This is a genomic window from Telmatobacter sp. DSM 110680 (genome assembly GCF_039994875.1).
In the GTDB taxonomy this organism is placed as follows: domain Bacteria; phylum Acidobacteriota; class Terriglobia; order Terriglobales; family Acidobacteriaceae; genus Telmatobacter.
Map to the genome: position 1 here is coordinate 4,715,399 of NZ_CP121196.1, position 23,050 is coordinate 4,738,448.

Annotated in this window: 19 protein-coding genes; 8 read left to right on the forward strand and 11 right to left on the reverse strand. The window is 55.6% G+C overall.

Annotated elements, in window-relative coordinates; translation table 11 throughout:
- Window positions 1-26: 26 nt before the first annotated feature.
- Window positions 27-1,481, reverse strand: coding sequence for a cytochrome c3 family protein (locus tag P8935_RS19455; protein ID WP_348261967.1), 1,455 nt, complete (start codon window positions 1,479-1,481; stop codon window positions 27-29).
- Between the two features lie 547 nt (window positions 1,482-2,028).
- Here P8935_RS19455 and P8935_RS19460 point away from each other — a divergent pair.
- From P8935_RS19460 to P8935_RS19470, 3 genes are all read left to right on the forward strand, one after another.
- Window positions 2,029-3,099 carry an ATP-binding protein gene (locus P8935_RS19460; protein WP_348261968.1) on the forward strand — a complete coding sequence of 357 codons (1,071 nt, stop codon included), beginning with the start codon at window positions 2,029-2,031 and terminating at the stop codon, window positions 3,097-3,099.
- A 378-nt stretch (window positions 3,100-3,477) separates the two neighbouring features.
- The gene (locus tag P8935_RS19465) at window positions 3,478-4,917 is read left to right on the forward strand and encodes a sigma-54 dependent transcriptional regulator (protein WP_348261969.1); all 1,440 of its coding nucleotides are present in this window, start codon (window positions 3,478-3,480) and stop codon (window positions 4,915-4,917) included.
- 110 nt (window positions 4,918-5,027) lie between these two features.
- A complete protein-coding gene (locus P8935_RS19470; RefSeq protein WP_348261970.1) occupies window positions 5,028-5,882 on the forward strand; it encodes a hypothetical protein in 855 nt (284 codons plus the stop codon).
- An 8-nt stretch (window positions 5,883-5,890) separates the two neighbouring features.
- On the opposite strand, the gene P8935_RS19475 is transcribed toward P8935_RS19470, so the two are convergent.
- The 5 genes from P8935_RS19475 to P8935_RS19495 all read right to left on the reverse strand — a co-directional run bounded on the left by P8935_RS19475 (window position 5,891) and on the right by P8935_RS19495 (window position 12,801).
- On the reverse strand, window positions 5,891-7,777 hold the full coding sequence (locus P8935_RS19475) for a cytochrome c3 family protein (protein ID WP_348261971.1): 1,887 nt from the start codon (window positions 7,775-7,777) through the stop codon (window positions 5,891-5,893).
- Window positions 7,774-8,814, reverse strand: coding sequence for a 6-bladed beta-propeller (locus P8935_RS19480; protein WP_348261972.1), 1,041 nt, complete (start codon window positions 8,812-8,814; stop codon window positions 7,774-7,776). The genes P8935_RS19475 and P8935_RS19480 overlap by 4 nt, the downstream gene beginning before the upstream one ends.
- A 35-nt stretch (window positions 8,815-8,849) precedes the next feature.
- Window positions 8,850-10,655 (reverse strand): hypothetical protein, encoded by a 1,806-nt coding sequence (locus P8935_RS19485; protein ID WP_348261973.1) that lies wholly within the window; start codon window positions 10,653-10,655, stop codon window positions 8,850-8,852.
- A gap of 141 nt (window positions 10,656-10,796) precedes the next feature.
- Window positions 10,797-11,543 (reverse strand): peptidylprolyl isomerase, encoded by a 747-nt coding sequence (locus tag P8935_RS19490; RefSeq protein WP_348261974.1) that lies wholly within the window; start codon window positions 11,541-11,543, stop codon window positions 10,797-10,799.
- 337 nt (window positions 11,544-11,880) lie between these two features.
- The gene (locus tag P8935_RS19495; protein WP_348261975.1) at window positions 11,881-12,801 is read right to left on the reverse strand and encodes a hypothetical protein; all 921 of its coding nucleotides are present in this window, start codon (window positions 12,799-12,801) and stop codon (window positions 11,881-11,883) included.
- A 541-nt stretch (window positions 12,802-13,342) separates the two neighbouring features.
- On the opposite strand from P8935_RS19495, the gene P8935_RS19500 reads away from it, so the two are divergent.
- The 3 genes from P8935_RS19500 (at window position 13,343) to P8935_RS19510 (ending at window position 15,126) form a co-directional block, all read left to right on the forward strand.
- Window positions 13,343-14,047 carry a tetratricopeptide repeat protein gene (locus P8935_RS19500; RefSeq protein WP_348261976.1) on the forward strand — a complete coding sequence of 235 codons (705 nt, stop codon included), beginning with the start codon at window positions 13,343-13,345 and terminating at the stop codon, window positions 14,045-14,047.
- Entirely contained in the window at window positions 14,031-14,684 is a 654-nt protein-coding gene (locus P8935_RS19505) for a tetratricopeptide repeat protein (RefSeq protein WP_348261977.1), read from the forward strand. Before P8935_RS19500 ends, P8935_RS19505 begins: the two co-directional genes overlap by 17 nt.
- 250 nt (window positions 14,685-14,934) lie before the next feature.
- Window positions 14,935-15,126 (forward strand): hypothetical protein, encoded by a 192-nt coding sequence (locus P8935_RS19510; protein WP_348261978.1) that lies wholly within the window; start codon window positions 14,935-14,937, stop codon window positions 15,124-15,126.
- 51 nt (window positions 15,127-15,177) lie between these two features.
- On the opposite strand, the gene P8935_RS19515 is transcribed toward P8935_RS19510, so the two are convergent.
- The 3 genes from P8935_RS19515 to P8935_RS19525 form a co-directional block, all read right to left on the reverse strand.
- The gene (locus tag P8935_RS19515; RefSeq protein WP_348261979.1) at window positions 15,178-16,077 is read right to left on the reverse strand and encodes a lysophospholipid acyltransferase family protein; all 900 of its coding nucleotides are present in this window, start codon (window positions 16,075-16,077) and stop codon (window positions 15,178-15,180) included.
- 133 nt (window positions 16,078-16,210) lie between these two features.
- On the reverse strand, window positions 16,211-16,903 hold the full coding sequence (locus P8935_RS19520; RefSeq protein ID WP_348261980.1) for a lipid-binding SYLF domain-containing protein: 693 nt from the start codon (window positions 16,901-16,903) through the stop codon (window positions 16,211-16,213).
- A gap of 499 nt (window positions 16,904-17,402) precedes the next feature.
- Entirely contained in the window at window positions 17,403-18,065 is a 663-nt protein-coding gene (locus P8935_RS19525; protein ID WP_348261981.1) for a response regulator transcription factor, read from the reverse strand.
- 504 nt (window positions 18,066-18,569) lie between these two features.
- Between P8935_RS19525 and P8935_RS19530 the strand changes: the two genes are divergently transcribed.
- Window positions 18,570-18,863, forward strand: coding sequence for an HU family DNA-binding protein (locus tag P8935_RS19530; protein ID WP_348261982.1), 294 nt, complete (start codon window positions 18,570-18,572; stop codon window positions 18,861-18,863).
- 131 nt (window positions 18,864-18,994) lie between these two features.
- On the opposite strand, the gene P8935_RS19535 is transcribed toward P8935_RS19530, so the two are convergent.
- Together P8935_RS19535 and priA are read right to left on the reverse strand one after the other, a co-directional pair.
- Window positions 18,995-19,420, reverse strand: a complete 426-nt coding sequence (locus P8935_RS19535; RefSeq protein WP_348261983.1) for a DUF3788 family protein — start codon at window positions 19,418-19,420, stop codon at window positions 18,995-18,997.
- 116 nt (window positions 19,421-19,536) lie between these two features.
- Window positions 19,537-22,029, reverse strand: coding sequence for a primosomal protein N' (gene priA / locus P8935_RS19540; protein WP_348261984.1), 2,493 nt, complete (start codon window positions 22,027-22,029; stop codon window positions 19,537-19,539).
- A gap of 139 nt (window positions 22,030-22,168) precedes the next feature.
- Between priA and P8935_RS19545 the strand changes: the two genes are divergently transcribed.
- Window positions 22,169-22,924, forward strand: a complete 756-nt coding sequence (locus P8935_RS19545; protein WP_348261985.1) for an ROK family protein — start codon at window positions 22,169-22,171, stop codon at window positions 22,922-22,924.
- The last annotated feature ends 126 nt before the right edge of the window (window positions 22,925-23,050 follow it).

A 23,050-nucleotide genomic window follows, 5' to 3' on the forward strand; every position in this document is an offset into this window, starting at 1 on the left:
TCGGCGCCCGCGTCCTGCGCAGCCGTTTATTTCCCAGGTGTAATCGTGTCCTTCATATTGAGCCGGTTCTTGTGACAGTTGTCGCAAAATGCCATGTTGTTCACCTGGTCCTTGATCAACAGATCAGGCTGCGCCGATGCGTGTGGCTGGTGGCACGAGAGGCAACTCAGAGGCGTCTTCACTTTGCTCTGATTGGTTGGATCCATCACGTCGGAAACCGGATGATAGTCCACTGGATGCCCGAGGCCATAGCGCAACGGCAAAATCGGAACCTTGTTCTTCACGTAGTAGTCATCGGGCAAACGAACGGTCCCATTGAAAAGAGTCAGCAAGTGGTTCGCTTCATCTTTCTGCGCAACAGAATCAGGCCCATGACATTCGAGGCATAATGCATTGCCTTTGGCCCGCAGTAGGTGATCGTTATCGCCACCGTGAGGTGTATGGCATGTCGAGCATCCCTGCGCAAACGCCGGCTGATGATGTACCGACTTCTTGCCCTCATCGGCGATATCGCTGTGGCATCCGAGGCAGATCGTAACCGAGTCACTCTTCGGCAAGCCCGGCTGGCTGCTGGCGTGCGGATTGTGGCAGTCGGTGCAATCGCCTCCTGCACCGGGATGCGGTACCTTGGCCGAATCAATCAGCTTGGCCTTGTCGTCGTGACATGTCACACACAGGGCCTTCACGTCGGTCTGTGTCAGCACGACCTTGCCGTCCTTCGCAGGCGCGTGACACGTATCGCAACCGTTCCCTTGAAAAGGCACATGCTGAAACTTCGCCATCAGCTTCGGCGAATCGGACTGATGCGGATCGTGACACTCGACGCAATTGGCAGTCCCAAACGGCTGGTTGTTGTGTTTCTTCGCAAGCTCGGCATCCTTCACATCATGACAATCCACGCACAGCGCGGGAGGAGCCTTGGTTAGATGGAATCGATTCTCCGCTGTCGGCTCAGCTCCTGTTTTATGCGTGGAGTGGCAGGTGTCGCATCCCATGTCGAGCGCGGCATGGCGGCTTCCCTTTTCCGCAGCATGCAGCCCGGTCTTATGGCATTCCAGGCAAAGATTCTCTTTCTCGTCGCCGGACGCCGGCTTCAGAAGCTGGTTCTTGTTATCGCTGGAATGCGCGTCGTGACAGGTCAGGCAATCGCGCACCGCCGGCGGATGAACTGTCCCCTTGATATCCGAGGCTTTTTTATCAGCATGGCAACTGATGCAGAGCGCAGTCGTCGTCGCCGTGATCAGCTTTACGCGCGTTACATCTTTATTGACCCGGATCTCATGGCATCCGAGGCAGCCTGCCTCCATGGCCGAGTGCACAAACTTGTGCTTGGTCTTATCGTCATGGCATTCCAGACATTTTTTGGGGTCGGTGTTCTTATCCAGCGGAACCGGATGCACCGCCGCGGTCGCACGCAGCGCAAGCAACATCATCAAAGCAACACAGACAGCGCCGCCCAGGCTGGACGTGCGACGCATCATAACGGCAGCCAATCTCAAGAAACATGCGCGACGAGGGAACAATCTCATAGGATCTCTTTACAAGCGCTTGTTGCACGAACATTGCCTTATGCTCAATCTCTGGTGCCCGGCTGCAACTTGGTCTCAACCGTCCTTGACTCAGCAATTTCGCTGGATTGATTACAAATTGAAACCGGACGCCTGACTGTGATCTAAAACACATCATGGGCGTTCTGCCTCACCGACTTCCGCCAAATCCCCCAATGGTTCGAAGTTCCTGGCGGCACTCCTTTTTCCCGATGCGCCAAATCCCCTCGCTCCCGTCATTCGATTGCGCGATTTAGCCCAGACCGGCCAACCCATAAGTATTGGGCTCTTCGCTTAAGTCTTTTCTTCATCTCGGTTTAGAATTTCAGGCCGTCTTGGTGCGTCGCTTGCATATACCGAGTTGGGACGGGCAGGACTCCGCGGACAACTGACGCTAGATCTCCTGCAGCCACGACCTGTCTGCATTGAAGGCGATGCTGTTTCCGCTGAATTGGCGCCCCACCCTGCTGAGGATCTCCGCGTGCATCAGGTTCGAGTCAATTGGCAGATCAAGGCAATCCTGCCCGTAGTGTTTGTCTTGCTGGCCGGACTTCTTTTGTTCACCATCGCGACCGTCTCTCTGGGCGGACCAGAGCGCCACGCCGTGATTATGGTTGCCGGAGCAGGAGCCGTGATCATCTGCGGAGTATCGATCGGCGTTCTCGCTTACCTGATTCAGCGCCCGATGCTCGAACTGCAGGAAAAGATGGCGCTGATCAGTGGCGGCAATCTTGACGTTGCTGTCAGTTTCTCTCGTCGCAACGACGAAATCGGCGATCTGGGCCGGAATTTTAATTACATGATGCTGCAATTACGCGAGAGTCGTAAGGAGATAGAGACCATGCATCGCACACAGATGTCACGCGCAGAGCACCTGGCCACGCTCGGCGAACTGGCAACAGGCTTGGCTCACGAGATTCGCAATCCTCTCGCCGGCATTGCCGGTGTCATCGAAATCATCGGACGCGATCTTCCCGCGTCCAGCCCCGCCCGCGCCATGGTCAAGGATGTGCGTCTCGAAATTAACCAGATCAACCGTATTCTTACGGATCTTCTTGAAACCGCGCGCCCCCACCCGCCGCAGATGATGCGCAGCAATCTCAACACGACAGTCGAGCACGCCGTGATGCTCGCCCGTCAACAGGTACTGTCGCACCCCATCAAAATCGAACTCGAACAGGCCCCCGATCTTCACGAAGTCGAGCACGACAGCGATCAGATTCACCAGGTTGTCCTCAATCTTCTGCTTAACGCCGTGCAGGCCATCGATGGCCCTGGCACCGTAACTGTAAAGATTGGCGAGCGAGACGACTGCGCGATCGTGACCGTGACCGACACCGGCCGCGGGATGACAGACCAGCAAATGTCGCAGATCTTCCGCCCCTTCTACACCACCCGTAATAACGGAACTGGCCTCGGACTTTCGCTTGTGCGACGCATCGTCGAAGAACACCACGGACACGTAGGTGTAACCAGCACACTTGGACAAGGAAGCACCTTTGAAGTCGAAATCCCGTTTGTCGCCGCATCAGTTCCGGCAGAAGTCGCTTGATTGGAGTTCGCGCATGCCGGACAGACAGTGGTATTGAAGAGGCAAGCAGTTCCCGTCGCAACCAAGGCGTAACTTATTGCAATAAAATTACTTATATTCATTACGCCGATCCGTTTGTGCAATTCAACCGGCGGAATAATTGCTGGCGCTTTAATCGTCCTCTTCACTTGTCGTTTACGCCCTGCGCCGCAGATCACTGCGCTCGCCGTCGAGTTGCGTGATCTTAATCACATTCTTCAAAGCGGGATAGCCCCTTTAATATCTCCAGCGTCGTATCGGGGATCACTTCGATACACCCTGAGCAAAGATCCCCGCTACCGAAGCTGACAAATCACGTGACAACGGGCCCGTGAGCTTGCGCAGTAAGTGAGAACGTAGATGCCAGCAGAAAAAGTCATGATCGTGGACGACGAGCGCCTGGTGCGGTGGTCGCTGCGACAGAAATGCGAAGAGTGGGGTTACACCGTTGTTGAAGCCGACTGTGGTGAACTGGCTCTCCGTCTGGCCCAGCGCGAATCTCCCGATCTCGTTCTTCTCGACGTACGCCTGCCCGACATCACTGGAATTGAAGTTCTCGATCAGCTCAAGAAGAATGGAGATGCTCCGGCCATCATCATGATCACGGCCGATGTGCAACTGGACGACGTGAAGGCCGCGATCAAACTCGGGGCCCACGACTTCGTTGGCAAGCCGATCGATTTTGAAACTCTGCACGAAGTCATGGAAAGTGCGCTTGCCGCTTCGGTAGGACGCAATGGCAATCTAGAAAACGGACGGAGCAAATCGCGTCCGGGAGTGGGTTACGAGAGCGTCCTCAGCGTTTCGCCCAAGATGACGGAGTTGATGAACTTCGTCAAGAAAGTTGCATCCTGCGAAGCCTCCACCATTCTCATTCAGGGCGAAAGCGGCACGGGCAAGGACCTCATAGCCAAGACGATTCACTATGAGAGCAGCCGGCACGAGAAGCCTTTCGTCGCCATCAACTGCTCTGCAATTCCCGAAACCCTGATGGAAGCGGAACTCTTCGGTCATGAGAAGGGGGCATTCACCGACGCCAAGCAGATGAAGAAAGGGCTCTTCGAAGCTGCTGACGGCGGCACACTTTTTCTCGATGAGATCGGCGAGCTCAGTCCCCTGCTCCAGGCCAAGCTGCTGCGTGTGCTTGAAGACCAGGTGATTCGCCGCGTCGGTGGCCTTCGCGACATCCAGGTAGATGTGCGGGTGATCGCCGCCTCGAATCGCGATCTTGAGAAGGCAGTTCGGGAAGCGCAGTTCCGCCAGGATTTGTATTATCGTCTCGCCATCATTGCGATTTTTATCCCGCCGCTGCGCGAACGTAAGGAAGATATTCTTCCGCTGGTCGATTTTTTCATCGAACGCTACAATCGACGCTTCAGGAAGGCAATTCGTGGCATCTCCGACGAGACGCGACATCTGATTCTCGCCCACAACTGGCCGGGAAACGTGCGCGAACTTAAGAACACCATCGAGCGCGGCATGATCCTTGAAGAAGAAGCGTATCTGCGCTCCATCTATCTGCCGTTTTCAGTGGGAGAATCCGGCGGCCGCACGCTCTTTGAACGCACCTCTCCCGCCGACGGTGGCCGCAAGCTTTCCAATGGACGCGCTCTTCCGCGCCTCTACATTCCGGAAGGCGGAACGTCGCTGGAAGAAGTGGAACACTCAATGGTCGAGTTGGCGATGAGCCAGGCACACGGCAACCAGACCAACGCCGCCAAGCTACTGGACATCAGCCGCGACGCGCTCCGCTATAAACTGAAGAAATTCAGCATGACACCCGCCGACGACGAAATCTAAATCTATCCTTCACGGATTTTGAATCTGGTCTGACGCGCTCCCACCGATCCCCTCAAGCTCCATCAAAACGCAGCCGATAAACGGAACAGAGCAAAGTGAGGCCCTGTTCGATGAAGAGGATTCTTCTCGTTGTCCTGGTTGTGTTGTCATTCGTAGGACTCGCGACGGCGCAGATTACACAAGCCACCACCGATGTCCTTGGAGCGCACCTTAACTACGGCCGCGGCTGTTCAGCCTGCCACTCTCCGCACAGCGGTACTTCGGGCAATGGACGTGGCGCGTCTTCCTCTACCGGCAATACGATCTTGTGGGGTGAAGATGTCAGTGGTCTCTTCGGAAAGACGATCACCACCGGGGGCGGCAAGTTCGTTGAGGTTCTGCCGGCAAGTCTATCGGCCAACACGCCCGATGTGACGGGAATGCTGACCTGCCTCGGCTGTCACGATGGCAATATCGCGCCCGCAGCCATGATGAAAAACAAGGTTTATGAGAATCTTCCGTCGACCTATGGCAATCACAATGCGATTCCAACCATGATTGTGAGCAGCGGCGGAGGAAACGACATCAGCGAACATCCAATGGGCTTGACTGCAACGGTCGAATGTGGAGGCACAAGCGGGTGGGATTGCACGCTGGCCAACGGAGTGATCAGCATGCACGGAAACGCTTCGAGCCAGTTTGTATCAAGCTATGGATTCTTCGTGAAGCCGGGCGTCTATAACAACAAAGCCGTCGTGGTATGCACGACCTGCCATAACCCGCACGCGATGAATGTCGTCAAAGTGAGCCGCGACTCAAACTCCGGCCTGCCAGCGGGAAACTACACAACCATGTTTTTCCTGCGCGCTCCCTACAACCCAAACGACACCAATCCAATGTCCAATCAAACTGCGCAGTTTTGCCGTCAATGTCATGCCGACAAGTCAAATGAGATGAATGGAAGTACCGCGCGCACCACGTTTTAAGGCGGTGCCTATTTTCGGGGACCGGACAACCGAGAACCGGCGGTCGTTACAGTACCGTCCGCATTGTGCACAACCGAGTGGCAGACCAATGTGCAGGTATTGGAGGCGCGATTGTAAGAGACCGGCATAGTTGCATTCGACGCAACCACATTCACGTCGAAGTTCACGAGGCGATCGCCGCTGATCGTTGCGCTGTTCGCACCCATACCATGCGCGGTGTGGCACGTGGAGCAACTAACTCCGGCATTGATGTGATCGCTGTGATGATTCCAACTGGAGTTCTTAATGATCTGGTTAGGAAGATCGTGGCACTTGCCGCAGAGCGCGTACGGGCCAGCCACGCTGAGATCGGGATTGGGAAAGAGATTTGTGATCGCCTGCCCCGGAACTGCTGCCTGACTGAACTCATAGCGCCGCTCAAGGATGTGTGTAAAGCGCGAGCCGTGCGGACCATTTGCTCCGGTTCCACCAAACTCGCGATTGTCATCGCTGTTGTGGCAGTCAGTGCAAAAGATCTGGGTGCCCATGGCGCGGCCGGGCGTGATGCCATCCAGGTTCAGCATGTTTCCCAAGAGGCTGGGCTGAGCCAATGCGCTGCTTCGGGTGTGCATCACGGGATGGCTTGAAGTGGAAGCAACTGCAAACTGCGGAATCAAATTGAGCGGATCGCCAGCTGAAACGGCGCGCATCGGGAAGTATCCATATATGGGCTGAATCTGTTTGCCGGAACTGGTCCCATGACAGCGCAGACAATTCTCATATTGATTCACAGCCGGCGCAAGCACGCTGGTGCCGTCGGCCGCGCTGATACCGGCCGCGTTCTTCTGTGACAGGCGCATCAAGGGCGCCGGCGGAAACACACCAACTGATTGCGATCCGTGGGCGCTATGACAGTCAACGCAAGTAGCATGCCGATTGTTATTCAAGAGGGTGTTCTCAGCTGCATCGTGCTGATTGGTTGAAGCTGGGAACGGGTGCCCGACTTTGGGAGTCGCATACTCCAGAAAAACATTGGCATAGAGCGGCATCGGCGAGACGTTCGTACCACCGTTATGGCAAGCAATGCAATCCTGTTCATTTTGTCCGCGTAGTAACCGCGCGGAGCCGCTGGCATTGTGCGGTGCGTGGCAGGAATTGCACGCGTCTGTAGCCACAGTTGTATAGGTCCCAAGCAAAGCCTGCGGCGAAATCTTGCTCGATGAAAGAGCATGCGCGCTGGTGGACCAGTCGGCCAGTGGATTGACCTGGCTGCTCATAGTACGACTGGGGTCGTGGCAGGCCAGACAGAGTTGGCCACTTGAACTATCCTTCACAAGAAAATTCTGCGAAATCAGATCCTTGGCTTGCACGTGCGGATCGTGGCACGATGTGCATTCCACATTTCCCTTGATCAGCTTGACTGCTCCGGTTACGTCTGCCGTGGTACCGTTCGCCGCCAACGACGCAACGAGATCGATACTGTCTTTCAATGGCAAAGCAACACTGAATGGGTGCGACGACTGCAGGTTGCCGCCAAACACATCGGCTGAGTACATGGAACCGCGCGTGGTGACCTGGCCGTAGGCAACCGTCGCTCCAACGGCCACCGTGCCGTCGTGGCAACTCAAGCATTGATTGCTGACGGCCCCGAGCACCGGCTGGGTGTTGTTGTTTTTCTGGGTGGTGCTGGTGTAGGTTGCGTATGTCTGCGTGGTGAGCTTCTGGTTCCAGAGTCCCGAATTAAGTCCGGAGTGCGGAGCGTGGCAATAGGCGCAAGCGTCGGGTCTGGCGCCGATAATCGGCGACTTGCTTCCGGGACCAAGGTCGTGGACGCCTAGCGCGTCTCCAACGATTTGCGCGCGCAAAGAGATTCCAGGTAGCAGAAGTAGCGCCGCAAGCAGGATTCTAATTCTCACTTCGCCGCCCCCAAAGCCTGGCTTTTCAGACCTGTATAGTGGAACACCTGAATCCTGCGATTGAACGAGTCTACGACCAGAACTTTGTCATCGCGGCTAATGAACATCCCGGATGGAAGCTGAAATTCTCCGGCATGCGTACCTTTGGCGCCGAAGTAGTAGAGGAGTTGACCCTCGCGATTGAAAACTTGGACCACGCCCCACATCGCATCGACAATATAGAGGTCGCCTTCCGAATCGACACTCACCGCCTTTGGCCGGAACAACGCTCCTGTGCTATCCCCAATCTTTCCGACTGCGTATTGAAATTTCCCGGTCCGATCGAAGGCTTGAACGCGAAAGTTCATGGAATCGACGACCAGAAGATCCTGGCCGCTGAGACGCAGCTCCGTAGGCAGGTTGAATTCCCCCGGACCGTCTCCGGTTTTGCCGATGGTTTGCAGGATGTTACCCTGCATGTCGAGCACAAAGACCTCGTCGCGCAGCGTATCGGTAACGTAAATGCGCCCTGAATCGGAGTCTATGGCAATTCCCGTGGGCCGTTTGAAGTATCCTTCTCCACCTTTGAGGCTGCCGATCGCGCGCACGTACTTTCCGCTGGGTTCGAAGACGAAGATCTTGCCCGCATCGGAGTCAGTTACATATATGTTGTCCTGCGCATCGACGGCAACGCACTGCGGAGTTGTCATCGCATCCTTGCTTTTTTCCCGGCGTTCGATGAACTTGTATTTGCGCTGCGCAAAATCAAAAATATGCACACCGGATGCGCCGGGGTCGGTAACGATGATCCGACCGCGTGAATCAGCAGTAATGCTGTAAGGCCGGACGAGATAGCGAAAATCGGGAGCGCCTGCAACCACATCAACGAGTTTGTTCCAGAAACCACGGTTCGGCTTTACTTCGAATTCGGAATTGAAGCTGCGTTCCCATGTGAGCTTGCGCCCACCATCGAGCGACATCTCCCACGACTCGGGAGTGGAGGGAACTTTTGACTTTGGAGCTGCCCATATCGCGGATGGCAGAAACGCCGTCATCATCAGTACCGCGGAAAAGCAGAGCTGTCGCCGCCGGATTAGAAGAAGTTGAACCAACGTGAGATACCCATATAGTACGACGAAATGATCTCTGGCTTGGTACCGGCACTGCTGAATCCCTGATCAAGCCGCGAATAGCCGCTAACGAAGTTCAATTTACGGACCTGGTACTGGATGAGAGCGTTATATTGACTGGTCTGGTTTTGAGATCCGATGCCGTTGCTCAAGGTGTTGCTGTCTGATTTTCCGTAGTTGGCAGACAGAATGAGTTTTTTGGTCGGAATACTGGAGAGCCCGAAGGAGAGACTTTTCCCGCCGAAGAGGCTGATGAGATCGGAAGGCAGAATCGGCGATGGGATCGGGACACCTACGAGGCCAGTTCCGGTTTCCAGCGCTTGCCCGTCAGACTTGGAATAGCTTCCATTGGCGGTGATGATAGATCCGTATCCGAAGCTTCCAATGTAAGAAGTGCTGCTGTTCGATGTTCCAGCCTGTTCAGTCAAAGCGGTGCGCGAACCTCCGCCACCGACACTCATGTTGAATCTTCCCCAATGCCTCCTGATGCTTCCGGAGTAATTGTAGAAAGAGTTCATATACGTGACCAGCAACGTCTGGACGTTTTGCGCATAGCCAAAGGACCCGGTCACATGCCAGCCGAAGATGAGACTGGAGTAATTCTCGGAGGTCGAAAATCCGAGAGTATCCATGCCGGAGTTATCCGAGGTATTTTCAGTGATGCTTGCGGCTGCATTCAAGACGCCCTTGAGAGCAGAGTGCGTAAAGATGGCGCTCTGACCATAGGAGGTGACGCCATACGACTGACCGAGGAAATCCTGGGTGCGGCGCTCAGCCGAGGCTGTAACCTGCAAATCCGTTGCAATGGCGTAGGTGGTCACTCCTTCCATGTCGACAGAATCTGATTTTTGATTGGTGGTCAATCCCGGGATTGCACCGCCCGCCGCGATTACCGATTGATAAAGTTGTCCGCTCAAATTGTCTGAGTAGGTGGCGCTCGCCGTGAGGGAGATCTTTCGGGTTGGGTGAATGCCAGCGGCAAGGTTGACCACATCGATGGCCCCGGTGGAGTTGGATACAAGGTAGTTGCTGGTCCAGTCGGATCGGCTGACTCCGGCGGTGAATGAGCCGTTCAAGGGCAGACGATGCGAAAGGTTCGCACCGAGCGAATTGCTGGATGAGTCCGATTCCGTCGCAGCCTGATTCGAAATGACCTCAGGGATCATTGCCTGACTACTTCCTTTTGTGTAGTAGGCGCTCATGTTGAATCCATCGATGGTGTAGGCGGAGTGCAGGTTGAGCGAGCGAAAGGTATTCTTGCCTGTATTGTCGGTTCCGTAGACCGAATAGTTACTTTTGCCTGTCTCGAATCCGGCTGTAAAGGTGGGGAGATTGGGGAGAAGCGCACTCCAATTGATGGCAACAGTGTCGCTGTTACCGTGCGTTACATAGTTCGCGAGGCCTGGGAGCGCGTAGTTTCCTTCGCTGTTGTAGGCCTTGGAGTAACTGATGGAGCCCGGAAAATGGCTGCCGCTAAAAATGTTCGTCGAAAGGTTCAGCCCACTGGAATTGGAGATTGATTGAAAATTTGAATTTGCCCGTGATTGATTCAGATAGGGCGAAAAGTCATAGGAGAGAAAATTCGGATTGTGGAAAGATCCAGAGAAAGTCGCAGCGCCGCCCACGGTCCATCCGTGGGAAGATTGGGTCATGTTTCCATAAGTCGCGTTATAGCCTGATGAGACGGTCCCAGTCGCACTCGTGCTTGTTTCACCGAACCGGATCTGTGCGCTCGCGGGGATAGCCATCAGCGGAAGCGCGATCATCATGCTCGCAAATCGAAAGGTCCGAACCACTCACGCCATCCTTAAGCTCTCTTGTGCCGGATTCCACTTACTCGATCCCCACCGAGATTTCTGTAATCACTTTCTTGTTCCGCGCTCCAACCAGAATCCAGGTTGTTTTCCCCGTTACAATTCCTCAACCTTTGCGTTTTGCCTCAACTTATGGTCCAGTGCGCTACGCAACTGCTCTTTTCTGTTTTGCTCCAGCTCTTTGAGGAGTGATGTTTTTACTTCTTCGAATTTTGCTTGCCCGGCCGGTGTGTGCGCTTGCAAGCGGACGATGGTGTAGGCCTGCTCCACCTGGATAAGGTCAGTCATCTCGCCTGGGTGCAGCATGGAAAGCGCTTTGACAACCTGCGGCGCCATTTCCTCTGCGGGGAGAGGTTTGTGCTGGCCCATCATTACGCGGTAATCGTCATCGGAGATCTTCTCCGCCAAGAGACCAAACTGTTCCACCGTCTTGGTCCCCTTCGCCTGTTTTAATGCACTCTCTGCGCGCGCGCGAACCTCTTTCAATTGCGCGGCAGTGGCATGGGGAGGCGGCAGGATTGAAATTGTCTGGAAGGTAAACATCTCGGGATGATGGAAGCGGGCCGGGTTTTTGTCGAAGTATGCCCTCAGCTCAGCCGGCAAAATCACGCTCTTGTTTTCTACGTCGGTTTTCAGGAGGGCTTCGATCAGCAAGGAACGCCGGATCTTCTGCTGCAACAGCTGACGTGAGCCGTGAAATTCGGACTGAAGGAATACACTGAATTCGTCCGGCGTAGCTAACTGCTTGCGAAAATCCGCTTCGGCGTGCTGCAGCTTCGCCGCCGACACCGTCATCTGCCTACGCTGCGCCTCCTGGTAAACCAGTTCTTCGAAGACAATCATCTTCAGGGCGCCATCGTGTATCTGCTTTTCAAACTCTTTTGGAATTCCGCCATGCTGACGGCCATACGGAAAAATTGAATACTCCTCGCGTACCAGATCGGCATCGGTGAGGATCGCCCCGTTTACCCGGGCTACCGGCTTGTTTTCGATCGCCTGTGAAGGCTTCGCCGCGGGCGCATTGGCAAACGCGGTCGGCTGATGTGACGACACCTGGCCAGAAGCTGCAGCTATCCCGAGGAGAAGAAAAGGAAGAATTGAGACTCTGTAATTCATATAGTTGACCCCCGCTTAAAAGGAAGGGGAGGGAAAGTGCCCCCTCCCCTCATGCATAAAGAATTTAGAAAGTAGTGACAGCCGTGCTTCCGTTCATTTCGTTCGACTCGCCACCGTGGCACTGGCGGCAGAACTGAGCCGTCTGGTTGCTGCCTGCGACGCCGCTTGCCGGGTTATAAGGAGCGCGAATGAAGAACATGGTCGCGTAGGTTCCGGTTGGAAGACCGGACTTTCCAGTTACCGTGCCAGTCGCACCGCTACCAGTGAAGGTGACGCCCTGGGTCACAGAGACCACGTTCATCAGGTGTTGGTTGTGGCAAGTGGTGCAAAGAACGATGGGCTGGCTGTTGTAGGTGCCCGGACTAACAAAGAAGCCGTAATTGGTCATGAATTGCGAGGACTTCGGACCGTTCATCAGGACCTTGCCCGCAGCGCTGATATTGCAATCCCAGTTGTATTGGCCGCCGCAACCCATGACAGCGGTAAGTCCCACCGGGTGGTCGTTGAGGTAGTTTCCAACGGAACCATAGTCATTTCCGAGCAAGGTCGGAATGGCGTTCTGGATTCCGTAGGTAGCGGGCAAGGTCTCATAGACCTTGTTCTTCATCATGGCGCCGGTGGCCAGATTGCCGTCATGGCAGCTAAGGCACATAAGCAAGCCGGCGACATCAGGTGTTGCGGCTGATGTGCTACCCGGCAGAACTTCTGTGAAACCGGTGCCGGGTCCTGTTCCGCCCGTGATGATGGTTTTGCCGTACAAGCTCGAAACATCCTCGCCCCAGAGAGCGACGTTGCCCGAAGTCGGGTCAGCGGTCTTGGCATTGCCGTTTCCGTAGGCGCCGCTGTGCGGTGCGTGGCAAGCCGCGCAGCCGCGGCCGTAGTTAAGGTGGGCGCCGAGAACGTCTGTCGTCGGCGTGGTGATCTGTGCCGACGCAAATCCGGCCGATACCACAAACATCATTGCGAATAAAAGATTGCGCTTCATTGAGTAGAGCCTCCTAGTGCACTTTCTGCTGCTCTCGACCGAACCGTGGACGTCTACCCTTACTGGTGTGGTTTCCAGCTCAGTCTTCATGCATCACCAGTGCACGCTTCGTGCCGTTACTTTAGGTTGTGTGCAAAATTCGGACACTGAATGTAATTCGTTGTCGAGACGGGCGTTGCGCCGCCTTCTGGATGCGCTAACGAAGCACACGAATGAAAAGTATGATCTTCCGATGGGCGTTCTGCCGCAGTGGGTTGGTGAAAATCCCCACGACATTCGTGATAGCCGTCACAAATTGTTGAATCAGAACAACCAATCGTGTGATCCATCGAGATACTTCGAAGCAGAAGCCATCGCGGTGATGTGACATACATCACGTCTCCATGTGATGTGGCTTGCTTTACTGGTTGTGCACTGCAGTTAGAGTCAAATAATAGCGAGCACCGTAGAGGCGCGATAAATGCAAGAAGAAAGTTCGCTGCTTTCGAGTCGTTGATTGGCTCATGCATTTCTTGCGTTTTTTCAAATTGGAGTCGACGGCATGACAGACGAAACAGTCACGGCATCCACGGCTGCGCCGATGTTGCGGGCCGCGCCTGTGTTCTCGGTGGCGTTGATTTGTTTAGGAGCCGGATTGGGCATCGGATACCTGATGCGCGGTTCACAACAAGCAGTGCTTCCCGCGATAGGTTCTGCTCATCCTGTTACGCAGACGGACGCGACGACAGCGAAACCCATGAGTCACCGGATCACCCTGGAACAGATGAGGCAGATGGCCGATAAGCAAGCGGCTCCGCTGCTCGAAAAACTCAGGACCAATCCGAATGACACAGGGCTGCTGGTGCAGGTGGGGGCGATTTATCACACTACACACCGATTCAAGGAAGCAGCCGATTACTACAACCGCGCACTTGAAATAGATCCGAAAGACGTGGCAATTCGCACCAAACTCGCTTCCAGCCTTTATCGCAATGGCGACATCGAGGGCTCGATTGCGCAGTTGAATCGCGCACTGACCTACGATCCTGGAAATGCGAATGCACTCTTCGATCTGGGCATGATCAAGTTGCAGGGCAAAGGCGATCCAAAGGGCGCGTTGGCAGCGTGGCAACGGTTATTGAAGATGAATCCACAACTAAGCGCTGATCGCAGGGCAACGGTTTTGAAACTCATGGCCGATGTGATGACGATGATGGGCGATCAACACGGTATGGAAGGAGCGCGAAGCAATGACGGACACCAGTAGTCCTCGTCTCGGGAGCTGGACGTATCAGCGCGCTCTGATGCTCATGTCGCTTTGCCTGCTGGCAGGAATCGCGGGCGGTTGGACGATTCGCGGCATTCATCCTGCGAGTGCTGATCCAGCAAGAGTAGTCAGTGCTCCGCAGGTCACGCCTACGAACACAACACAGGCGCCGATCCCCACTCAACTGAAAGCCATGGTCGACAATCAGGCAGCCCCGCAGATTTTAAGACTCAAGTCGGATCCCAGGAATGTCGAGTTGCTCACAAGTATTGGCAACGTTTATTACGACGCACAGCAATATCCCACTGCGATTGATTATTACGGGCGCGTGCTGCAACTCAACGCTTCTGACGCCGCCGTGCGCACCGATATGGCGACTGCATATTGGTACATCGGCAATATTGATACGGCGATTGCAGAGTTCAACACTGCCCTGACTTTCGCGCCGAACAATGCAAATACGCTATTCAATCTTGGCCTGGTGAAGTGGCAGGGCAAACACGACAGTGCAGGCGCGATCGCCGACTGGAAGAAGCTTCTCGCCACTAATCCCAACTACGAAGCTAAAGACAAAGTCGAAAAGATGCTAGCCGACGTTGAGAAGCAGGTTGCTGCAAAACCGGGTACGAAGGGTTAGCAAGTCAGCCTGCACGGCAGAGAGATTTTTCGATTTTAATGAAACGCTTTCGGCTTCTGCTTCACCATACTTCGAAACAACAAGACAGAGCGCTTCACTGTAAGCTGCCTGCGAATTGACTTGCTTTTGAGGCAGCGCAAGTCGCATGCTCCTACGTATCACACCCATTTCCTAAATCATTGCTGGCGAAACTTGTTGGTATACAGGGCCGAATCGGGATTCTCCGTCATTTTGCCTCGAGGTCAAGCGTATGAAAGTCGTTGACGATTACCAATCTGAGGAACCGGTAGTTTCCCGGCCTTTTTGGGACACCGTTCTAAGGCGCTACGAAAAGATCCGATATGGGCGTGCTGGAAGAATCATCGGCTACCTTGCGGCCTTCACGTTTTTTGCCTTGTTCATCTTCACGACCATCATGGTAGTCGGCTATTACACTCGATAGAGATCCGCCAAACATCAGAAACACTGCGGGACCTGCACCTCGCTGCGAGGTTCAGTAGAGCGGCGGCTCGCCAGGGGGACGGGTCTTCCATCGGCGATGAATCCAGAGCCACTGTTCGGGGTAGCGGCGAATCCATGACTCAAGCACGTCGTTGCACTGCTGAGTGGCGGCAACTACGTCGGCTTCGCTGTTTCCTGTTTCGCTGAAGTGCAACTGAGGACCGAAGTGGAGAACGTATCTATTTTCTGAAGGCTCCCACAGCATGAAACCCGGCAAGACGGTCGCGCCGGTTTTGAGAGCCACACGCGCGAGCCCCGTTGCGGTGCATGCGGAGATTCCGAAAAATTTTACGAATTCTCCCTGCGGTGGAGTCATATTAGTGTCCATGAGAATGCCGACTGTATCGCCTTCGTGCATGGCCTTCAGCAACCCACGGGCAAAATCGTCTTTGTGGAGCACGCGATTGCCGTGCATGCAGCGGATGCCATTGACGAATTCATCGAGCTTGCGATTGTCGAGCCGGCGAATCACCATGCCCATGGGATAACCCATCAGAGAGTGGTAGAAGCTTGAGAGTTCCCAGGCGCCGAGGTGCCCGGTGAGTACCAGCACTCCCCTTCCCAGTGCTTCAGCGGCCAGATAATGCTCGAGGCCGTTATAGCGGATCAAATGCTGCGTGTTCTCGCGCGTGTAGTAGGGCATCCGGCAAAACTCGACGAGTTGCCGCCCGAGGTTCAGATAAACGGAGCGCAGGATTTTTATTCGCTGGGCGGGAGGAAGTCCTGGCAAAGCGAGAGAAAGGTTTCTCTCTCCCACATGACGCAAACGGCCTAGAGCGAGATACACCGCGCGGGCGAGAGCAACAGCGAAGAGGCGCGCCAACCAGCGCGGCATCCATCCAAGTACACGCGCTACGGCAACTACCAGCCAATACTCGAGCGTCTTCTGCATCGTTTGAGGCAAGATCAAGTTTAGGGCATTGGCACGGGAATTGTTCGCGCCGGAAGCGGCACGTGCGACTTTGTAACGCTGAAAAGCAAAGAGGGGCGGCCGTCTCCAGCCGCCCCATTGCACAGTTAAGTGTTTATTTGCCGCCCTTGGCATTTGTAAAGTGATGCGCCACATCACGAACAAACTCTACGGCGCCTCCAGGTACGGCAACATTTCCTTTGAGCACGTTGTCGAAGCTCTGGGGTCCACCGTAAAAGATCTCGGTATCATCCTTGTTCTGCGAAACGCTGGTGCCGTCGAGGCTGATACCGGCAAACAGTCCCTTATTGCGCGAGTAGCTCAACAATTCTGCATTCATCTTCCAGTCCGTTGCGGCCTGGCCAGCGCGGCCTACCGGACCAGCAGCCGCAGAAGCATCGGCACCAATCTTGAATTTGCTCTTGAGCAACTGCTGGAATCCGCGATCATTGACGGCGACAAGGATCAGATCAGTGGACTGGCCACCGATCTGGAAGCCCCATGAGCCACCAGCCATGCGGATGAACACGGGAGCGCTCCACCCGTGACCAGTGCGACAGGTCACGACGCCTTGCCCATATTGCGCACCAAAGACGAAAGCGCCCTTGATCATTCCGGGGACCACGCCGACGCAGGTGGCCTGCTCTAGGATGTTCATCGGAATGGTGCGGTCCTTGGCATCCATGATCTGGTCGAGCACAGTCTTGGCAGCGTCGATGCGGTCTTGCAGGTCCGATTTGGACGAAGCCGCATTGGCCGCTCCTGTAGCAAGTAAACAAAGACAGAGGGAAGCAATAATTTTTTTCATTCTGGGGAGTCCTTTCACTTTTCCGCGCAGATGTTCGCACGGCTTGTTAGCTGCTGACAACTAGGACAGCGGCCGGGGCACAAAGTCGCGCACCGACGCCGAGGATCTTGCAGAGTGGAACATCCTCATGCAACTGCGTCCCGATTAAGGCTACAGCATTGACAGTGCTTGGAAATTCACTACGCACGCAGAAAACCGGAGAGGCATCCTGCAAATCACTCTCGGCCTTGCAGCAAGTTTTGGGTGCCGACAAAATGCGGGATTGGAAAGGAGGATGAAGTGCGAAGGGTTGCCGGAAGGAAGGTGCAAATCAAAAAAAGAGGAGTTCACAGGCCTCATGTTTACATGCTGCCTGGGAACTCCTTTCCCCAGATCTGCGTTGTTTCTGTAGTGATTATTAGTAATGTCTCATAATCACACAAGAGTACTAAGGTTTTAGACATTTAGTAATTCATTCGGTGGTAATTATTTGGTTACCTTCGCGAATTACTACCCCAATTCAGGCAGTAGCTGCCTCAACGATGTGAAGAGCTGGCTGCGGCGCCTGCTTGTACGAGCCGTGCAGGGCGCGCATGGAAAGTTCGATGCGGTTTTCAGCGCCAACCTTGCGCATCAGCTTGCCGACGTGGGCTTTGACGGTGCGCTCTTCGATGCCGAGTTCTCCTGCGATCTCGCGATTGGAACGCGCCAGAAGAAGCAATTGCAAGACTTGTTCTTCGCGAGCGGTCAGATGCGGACGCGGATTGGTGGCACTTGAATCTTCGCCGGAGAGTAGACGGTCGATGAGTTTAGACAGCAGCTTACGCGGCGCCCAGATGGATCCCGAAATCACAACGTCAAGGGCCTCCCGAACCAGACGAGGACCAGCGCCAGTGTCAAGATAGGCGCGGGCTCCAGCGATAATCGTGTCCATCATGACCTGCTCGTTGCTGTCGGCGCCGATGACCACCATGCGAAGGTTTGGACGCTTGCGGCGGATGCCTTCGAGAACGCCCAGTTTTTTTGAAGAGCTGCTCCAGTCGATGAGCACATATTCAATGGAGTTGTTTTCCAAATGCTCTTCCAGTGTGCCCACAATCGGCACCAGCGGGGTCTCTCCAGGCTTGGCGTGATTTTCAAAGATACTTGTGAGGCCTTCGAGCCGCATCGGTTCGTTTGCCACAACACCGATTCGGATTGGTTCTAAGCTGTACATCGCGGACATCGAGCCTCTCTCCTTGCCTGGGTTCAACGAGCGATGGGGCGGTTAGCCTTCTCTGAACCTGCCAAAGCTCAACGCAGTTTTGCGGATGAGCTCGGGAAGGCTGTATTCCCCGTCTTTTGTTGCACTTTGCCAGGCCGTGTTACCGATGGCACTATAGTGCTGATTACCTTGAAATAACAGTATCCGGCAAAGTCACTCTTTCGTATAGGCTTTACCGACATGGAAAGCATGTAAGCCTATCTCTAAAGTCACAAAGGACAAGTTTTCCACCATTCAAAGCGGGCCGTTTCCTTAGAAAACGTGAGCTAAATCACTCCAACTGCGGCAGGATCTAGCAGTTCGAGCGGTCACATTGTGTAAAAATCGACAGACCGACTGTTCCACAAATGAGACAAACGCTGTACCATCAGTCCGGTAGAGCGTGGTACAGTCGAAAACAGTCGCGCTAGCGAGGTGATCGCTTTGATTAAACAAGACATCGTGCACCATGTGATCGAGCGCACAGGCCTGCCCCGCACGAAGGCTGAAGCGGCGGTCGATACTGTGTTTGAAGGCTTGAAAGAAGCCTTGGCAGCGGGCGAACGCATTGAGTTGCGCGGATTTGGTGTATTCAGCGTTCGGGCTCGTAAGACCGGCATCGGTCGCAATCCGCGAACCGGCACTGAGGTAAGCATCACACCCGGCAAAGCGGTGCGCTTCAAGCCCGGTAAAGAACTGCATACATTGGAAACTGGAAAAACCACGCCGAGCGCCTGATCGTTCAACCGGTTGCAAACACTCGCAACCGTCCCGCGAGGGCGTTCTCACGCTGATCACGCCTCTTATCCAAGGAGCGGGTTGGACTTCAGCCTGTCTCGCAATCAGGGCTTCGCACCGCTAAGACTTTGTCAATTTGCCAGTTTGATGGCGGCAATCTTTCTGATCGCCGGCAGATCGCCGTCGCGATGAACGAGGAAGCGCACTCCGTTTCCTTCTGGATAATGGGCAGCGGCCGCCAGCGCTTCCGCGACAGCCTTGGGCAAATGAGTCTCTTTGGCGGCCTGTAGCGCTTTATTGCTCAGGACGAATGACACCATAAAGCAGCCTTCTCCCGGCCCCAGGTAAACGATGTTGCGGCTCTTTTGTTTGAGACGCAGGCTCCATCCGTACTTGTTAACGCAGATTCCCTTCCACTCCTGAATGGACACGCCCTCTTCGTCGGCCATCCATTGGACGAATTGATTCCAGACCTTTGCGCTCGAGCCGAGTGCGGCGGTTAGTTCAGCTTCGCTGGGCTGCGTGGGCTTTCCACGAAATGCGTTTGTGTATTCCATCCTGCCCCCTCGATGTGCGGCGGAATTCTAGCGCGGGATGGGTGCGTCCGGATGTGAGCGCCGCGCCTTGCGACGGACGATCGAGTATTTCTGACCTCTCTCATTGCGCAACGCCATCACATCAATCGCTGAGCGTCGACGTCCACGATGATGTTGCGGCGAGGGATCCCGGCTTCATCGGCGTGAACAAGGGCGCCCCGCAACGCGGCGTTGAGAGACTTGCGAGACGCGGCTTTCAAGATGATGTGGAAGCGGTACACGTTTTTAATGCGGGCAATGGGCGCCGTGCAGGGGCCAAGGACTCGTATGCCTTCGGGCGCTGTGCTCTGAAACCACTTGCCAATCTCCGCTGACCAGCCGGCAGTTTCCTCGAGTTTCTCCGATTGAATCAGAATATTGGCCAGCACGCCGAAGGGAGGATAGTGCATCCAGCGGCGATACTTGAGTTCGCGCTCGGCGAAGCTCGCGTAGTCGTGCGTGCTGGCCGCGATGATGGCGTAATGGTCGGGATAGTAGGTCTGCACGACGACGCGGCCCGGTAGCTCGCCACGACCTGCGCGGCCTGAAACTTGCGTCATGAGTTGGAACACACGCTCGGCGGCGCGGAAATCCGGCATTGAAAGGGCATGATCGCATCCGACAACTCCAACCAGCGTGACGCCGTGAATGTCGTGCCCCTTGGCAATCATCTGAGTGCCGACGAGCAGGTTGATCTCGCCTGAATGAAGACGCGCGAGCAGATGCTCGAGATCGTGGCGGCCCCGCACAGTATCGCGATCCATGCGGCCGATGCGCGCACCGGGAAAAATTTCGGTGAGTCGTTCCTCTCCCTGCTGCGATCCAGCCCCAAGGTAGTAGAGGTGCTCGCTTTCGCAGTTTGGGCACTTCGACGGAACAATGCGCTTGAAACCGCAATAGTGGCATTCGAGGCGCTGCCCGGCGCGCGCGATCTGGTCTTCGCTGCTTGGCTTGTGATGGGTTAGCGCGATGGCGCAGTTTTGGCACTCCAGCTTTTGCCCGCACGCACGGCAGATGACCGCGAAGGAATAGCCGCGACGATTGAGCAAGATGATGGCCTGTTCGCCGCGGTCGAGCGACTCGCGTGTCTGGTCCACGAGCGACCGGGAGAAAAGCTGCTCCTGGCCGGTCTCCTGAAACTCGCGTCGCATGTCGATAAGCTCGACTTCGGGCAGAGGACGATTCTTGACGCGATCATTCATCTCGATGCGCGTGTACTTGCCCTGCACGGAGTTCTGCCAGCTCTCCAGCGAGGGTGTAGCTGAACCGAGGACAACCACGGCGCCGGTGAGCTTGGCGCGCATTACAGCGACATCGCGGGCGTTGTAGCGTGGAGTTTCTTCCTGCTTGTAACTTTGATCGTGTTCTTCGTCAACAAGGATGAGGCCGAGATTGGGCGCGGGCGCAAATATCGCTGAGCGTGTACCAACCACGATCGGCGCATCGCCGCGGTGGATGCGGCGCCACTGCTCGGTACGCTCCTCGGGCGTGAGGGCGGAGTGTAAGAGCGCCACGCGCTGCCCGAATGCCGCGTCGAGCAGGCCCACCATCTGGGGCGTGAGTCCGATTTCCGGCACGAGCAAAATGGCCGACTGGCCGCGATCGAGCGCGCGCTGCATGGCTTTGAGGTAAACGGCTGTCTTGCCGGATCCTGTCACACCATGGAGCAGAAAGGTGTGGAATGCCCCGAAATGCGAAACGATGGAGGCGAGCGCGTCGAATTGCGATTCGTTGAGCGTCAGAGGCGCCGCCGGAGATTCGATGCCGCCGAGACGGAATACGGCTGGGCGCTCTTCAATGCGAATCAACTCTCGACGTACGAGCGTCTGCAATGTTGACGACGGAAGTTCACGCCGGCGCAGCTCAGCCAGCGGAAGTTCACCGCCGTTCGCGGCCAGCTCCGCAAGAATGGCTTGCTGGAGCTTGGTCAGGTTGGGAAGGCGTGTATCCGGAACGAGGACGGCGAAGCGCTCTGTGCGGCGCGCATCGCGTTCTGAAGCGGCGGTCTCGCGGACAATCCATTTTTTGCGCAGCATTGCCGCGAGGACGGGAAGGCTGGCGGAGGTCGCAGTGCGCAGCGTAGAGACATTGACAGGCTCGCCGGACGCAAGCCGCTCAAGGACGCGCCGCTCAAGGCTGAATTTCTCTTCGTTCGGACCGGCCTTTTCCGACCTTTTGCGCGAAGCTCGGGATGCAGCAGCCTCGCCATCGCCATCGATGCTACCGGCCAATTTATCGCGGCCGAAGTCGGTGATGCGGTAGTAGACAACGCGGCGCACCTCGGCCATCAGGGGCAGCATGCCGCGCAGAACTTCGCCCAGCGGAGCAAGGTAATAGCCGGCGATCCACTCGGCCAGCGTCAGCAGATGTTCGCTAAGTAAAGGTTCATCGTCGAGGACAGCTTCAAGGTATTTCGCTTCGAAGTCGGTGGGGGCCGTGGCCTCGGTCGCTGTAATGACGCCGATCAGCTTCTCGTTTCGAAAAGGTGCGATGACGCGTGCCCCACGCGTAATTTGCTCGCCCTCGCGCACGGCGTAGGTGAAGGTGCGGTCGAGCGGCACCGGCAACGCGACTTCGCAATAGGCAGGCATCGGGGGCAACTCCCAGTTTAGCGGTCACGCCCGAAGCGCCTGTGTGTGTAACCTGCATCATTTGGCAGCGTGAACGCGTTCCGTTTTATGTTCAGTGGGCACTGTTCATGGTTAGTCGTCTTCAGTACAATTCCTGCTGATGACCGCCCAACCTGCCAAGCCCTCCAAAGCCCCCCGCAGCACTTCGCCCAAAACCTCAAACCCGATCACCATGTGCATTGATATTGGCGGTTCCGGCCTGAAGGCGATGCTCGTCGACTCCAAGGGCCATCCCGTAAGCGAGCGCGCACGTGTCGTAACGCCGGCAATTCCCACGCCAAAGGCTGTGCTCAAAGGCTTGGAAGAGCTGCATACTGCACTCCCCAATTTTGATCGGGTCTCGGTCGGATTTCCTGGCGTGATCAAGAAAGGCGTTACTTATACGGCCGCCAATCTTCATCCTCTATGGTACGGATTTCCACTCGAAAAAGAACTCGCAACGCGCTGGAAGAAGCCGGTGCGGCTCGCGAACGATGCGGCCGTTCAGGGATATGGATGCATCAAGGGTGATGGCGTTGAACTAGCCATAACGCTTGGCACGGGGATGGGCTCTTCGCTGTTCACCGATGGCCGCCTGTGCCCGGGGCTCGAGCTCGGGCATCATCCCTGGCTGAAAGACCGCGAGTATGAGGACTACCTTGGACGCCGCGGCCTCGACAAGTACGGCAAGAAGCGCTGGAACAAATTGCTGCAGCTGGCGATTGAACAGACGGCCAAACTTTTCAACTGGGATCATCTTTACCTTGGCGGTGGCAACACGAAGAAGATTGATTTCAAGCCCGGCAAGAACATTGAAATTGTTTCGAACGAAACTGGTCTCCTGGGCGGCGTGGCGCTATGGCGGGAATGGGATTGATCCACCAGATCGAGAATCGGAAATAGTGCTTGATGAAGCCCCACGGCTCCAGGCCGTGGGTTTTTCTTTACGGAGACCAAGATCCCGCCTTTGCGCGAAAAGTGACGTTCATTTTCGGACACAAAT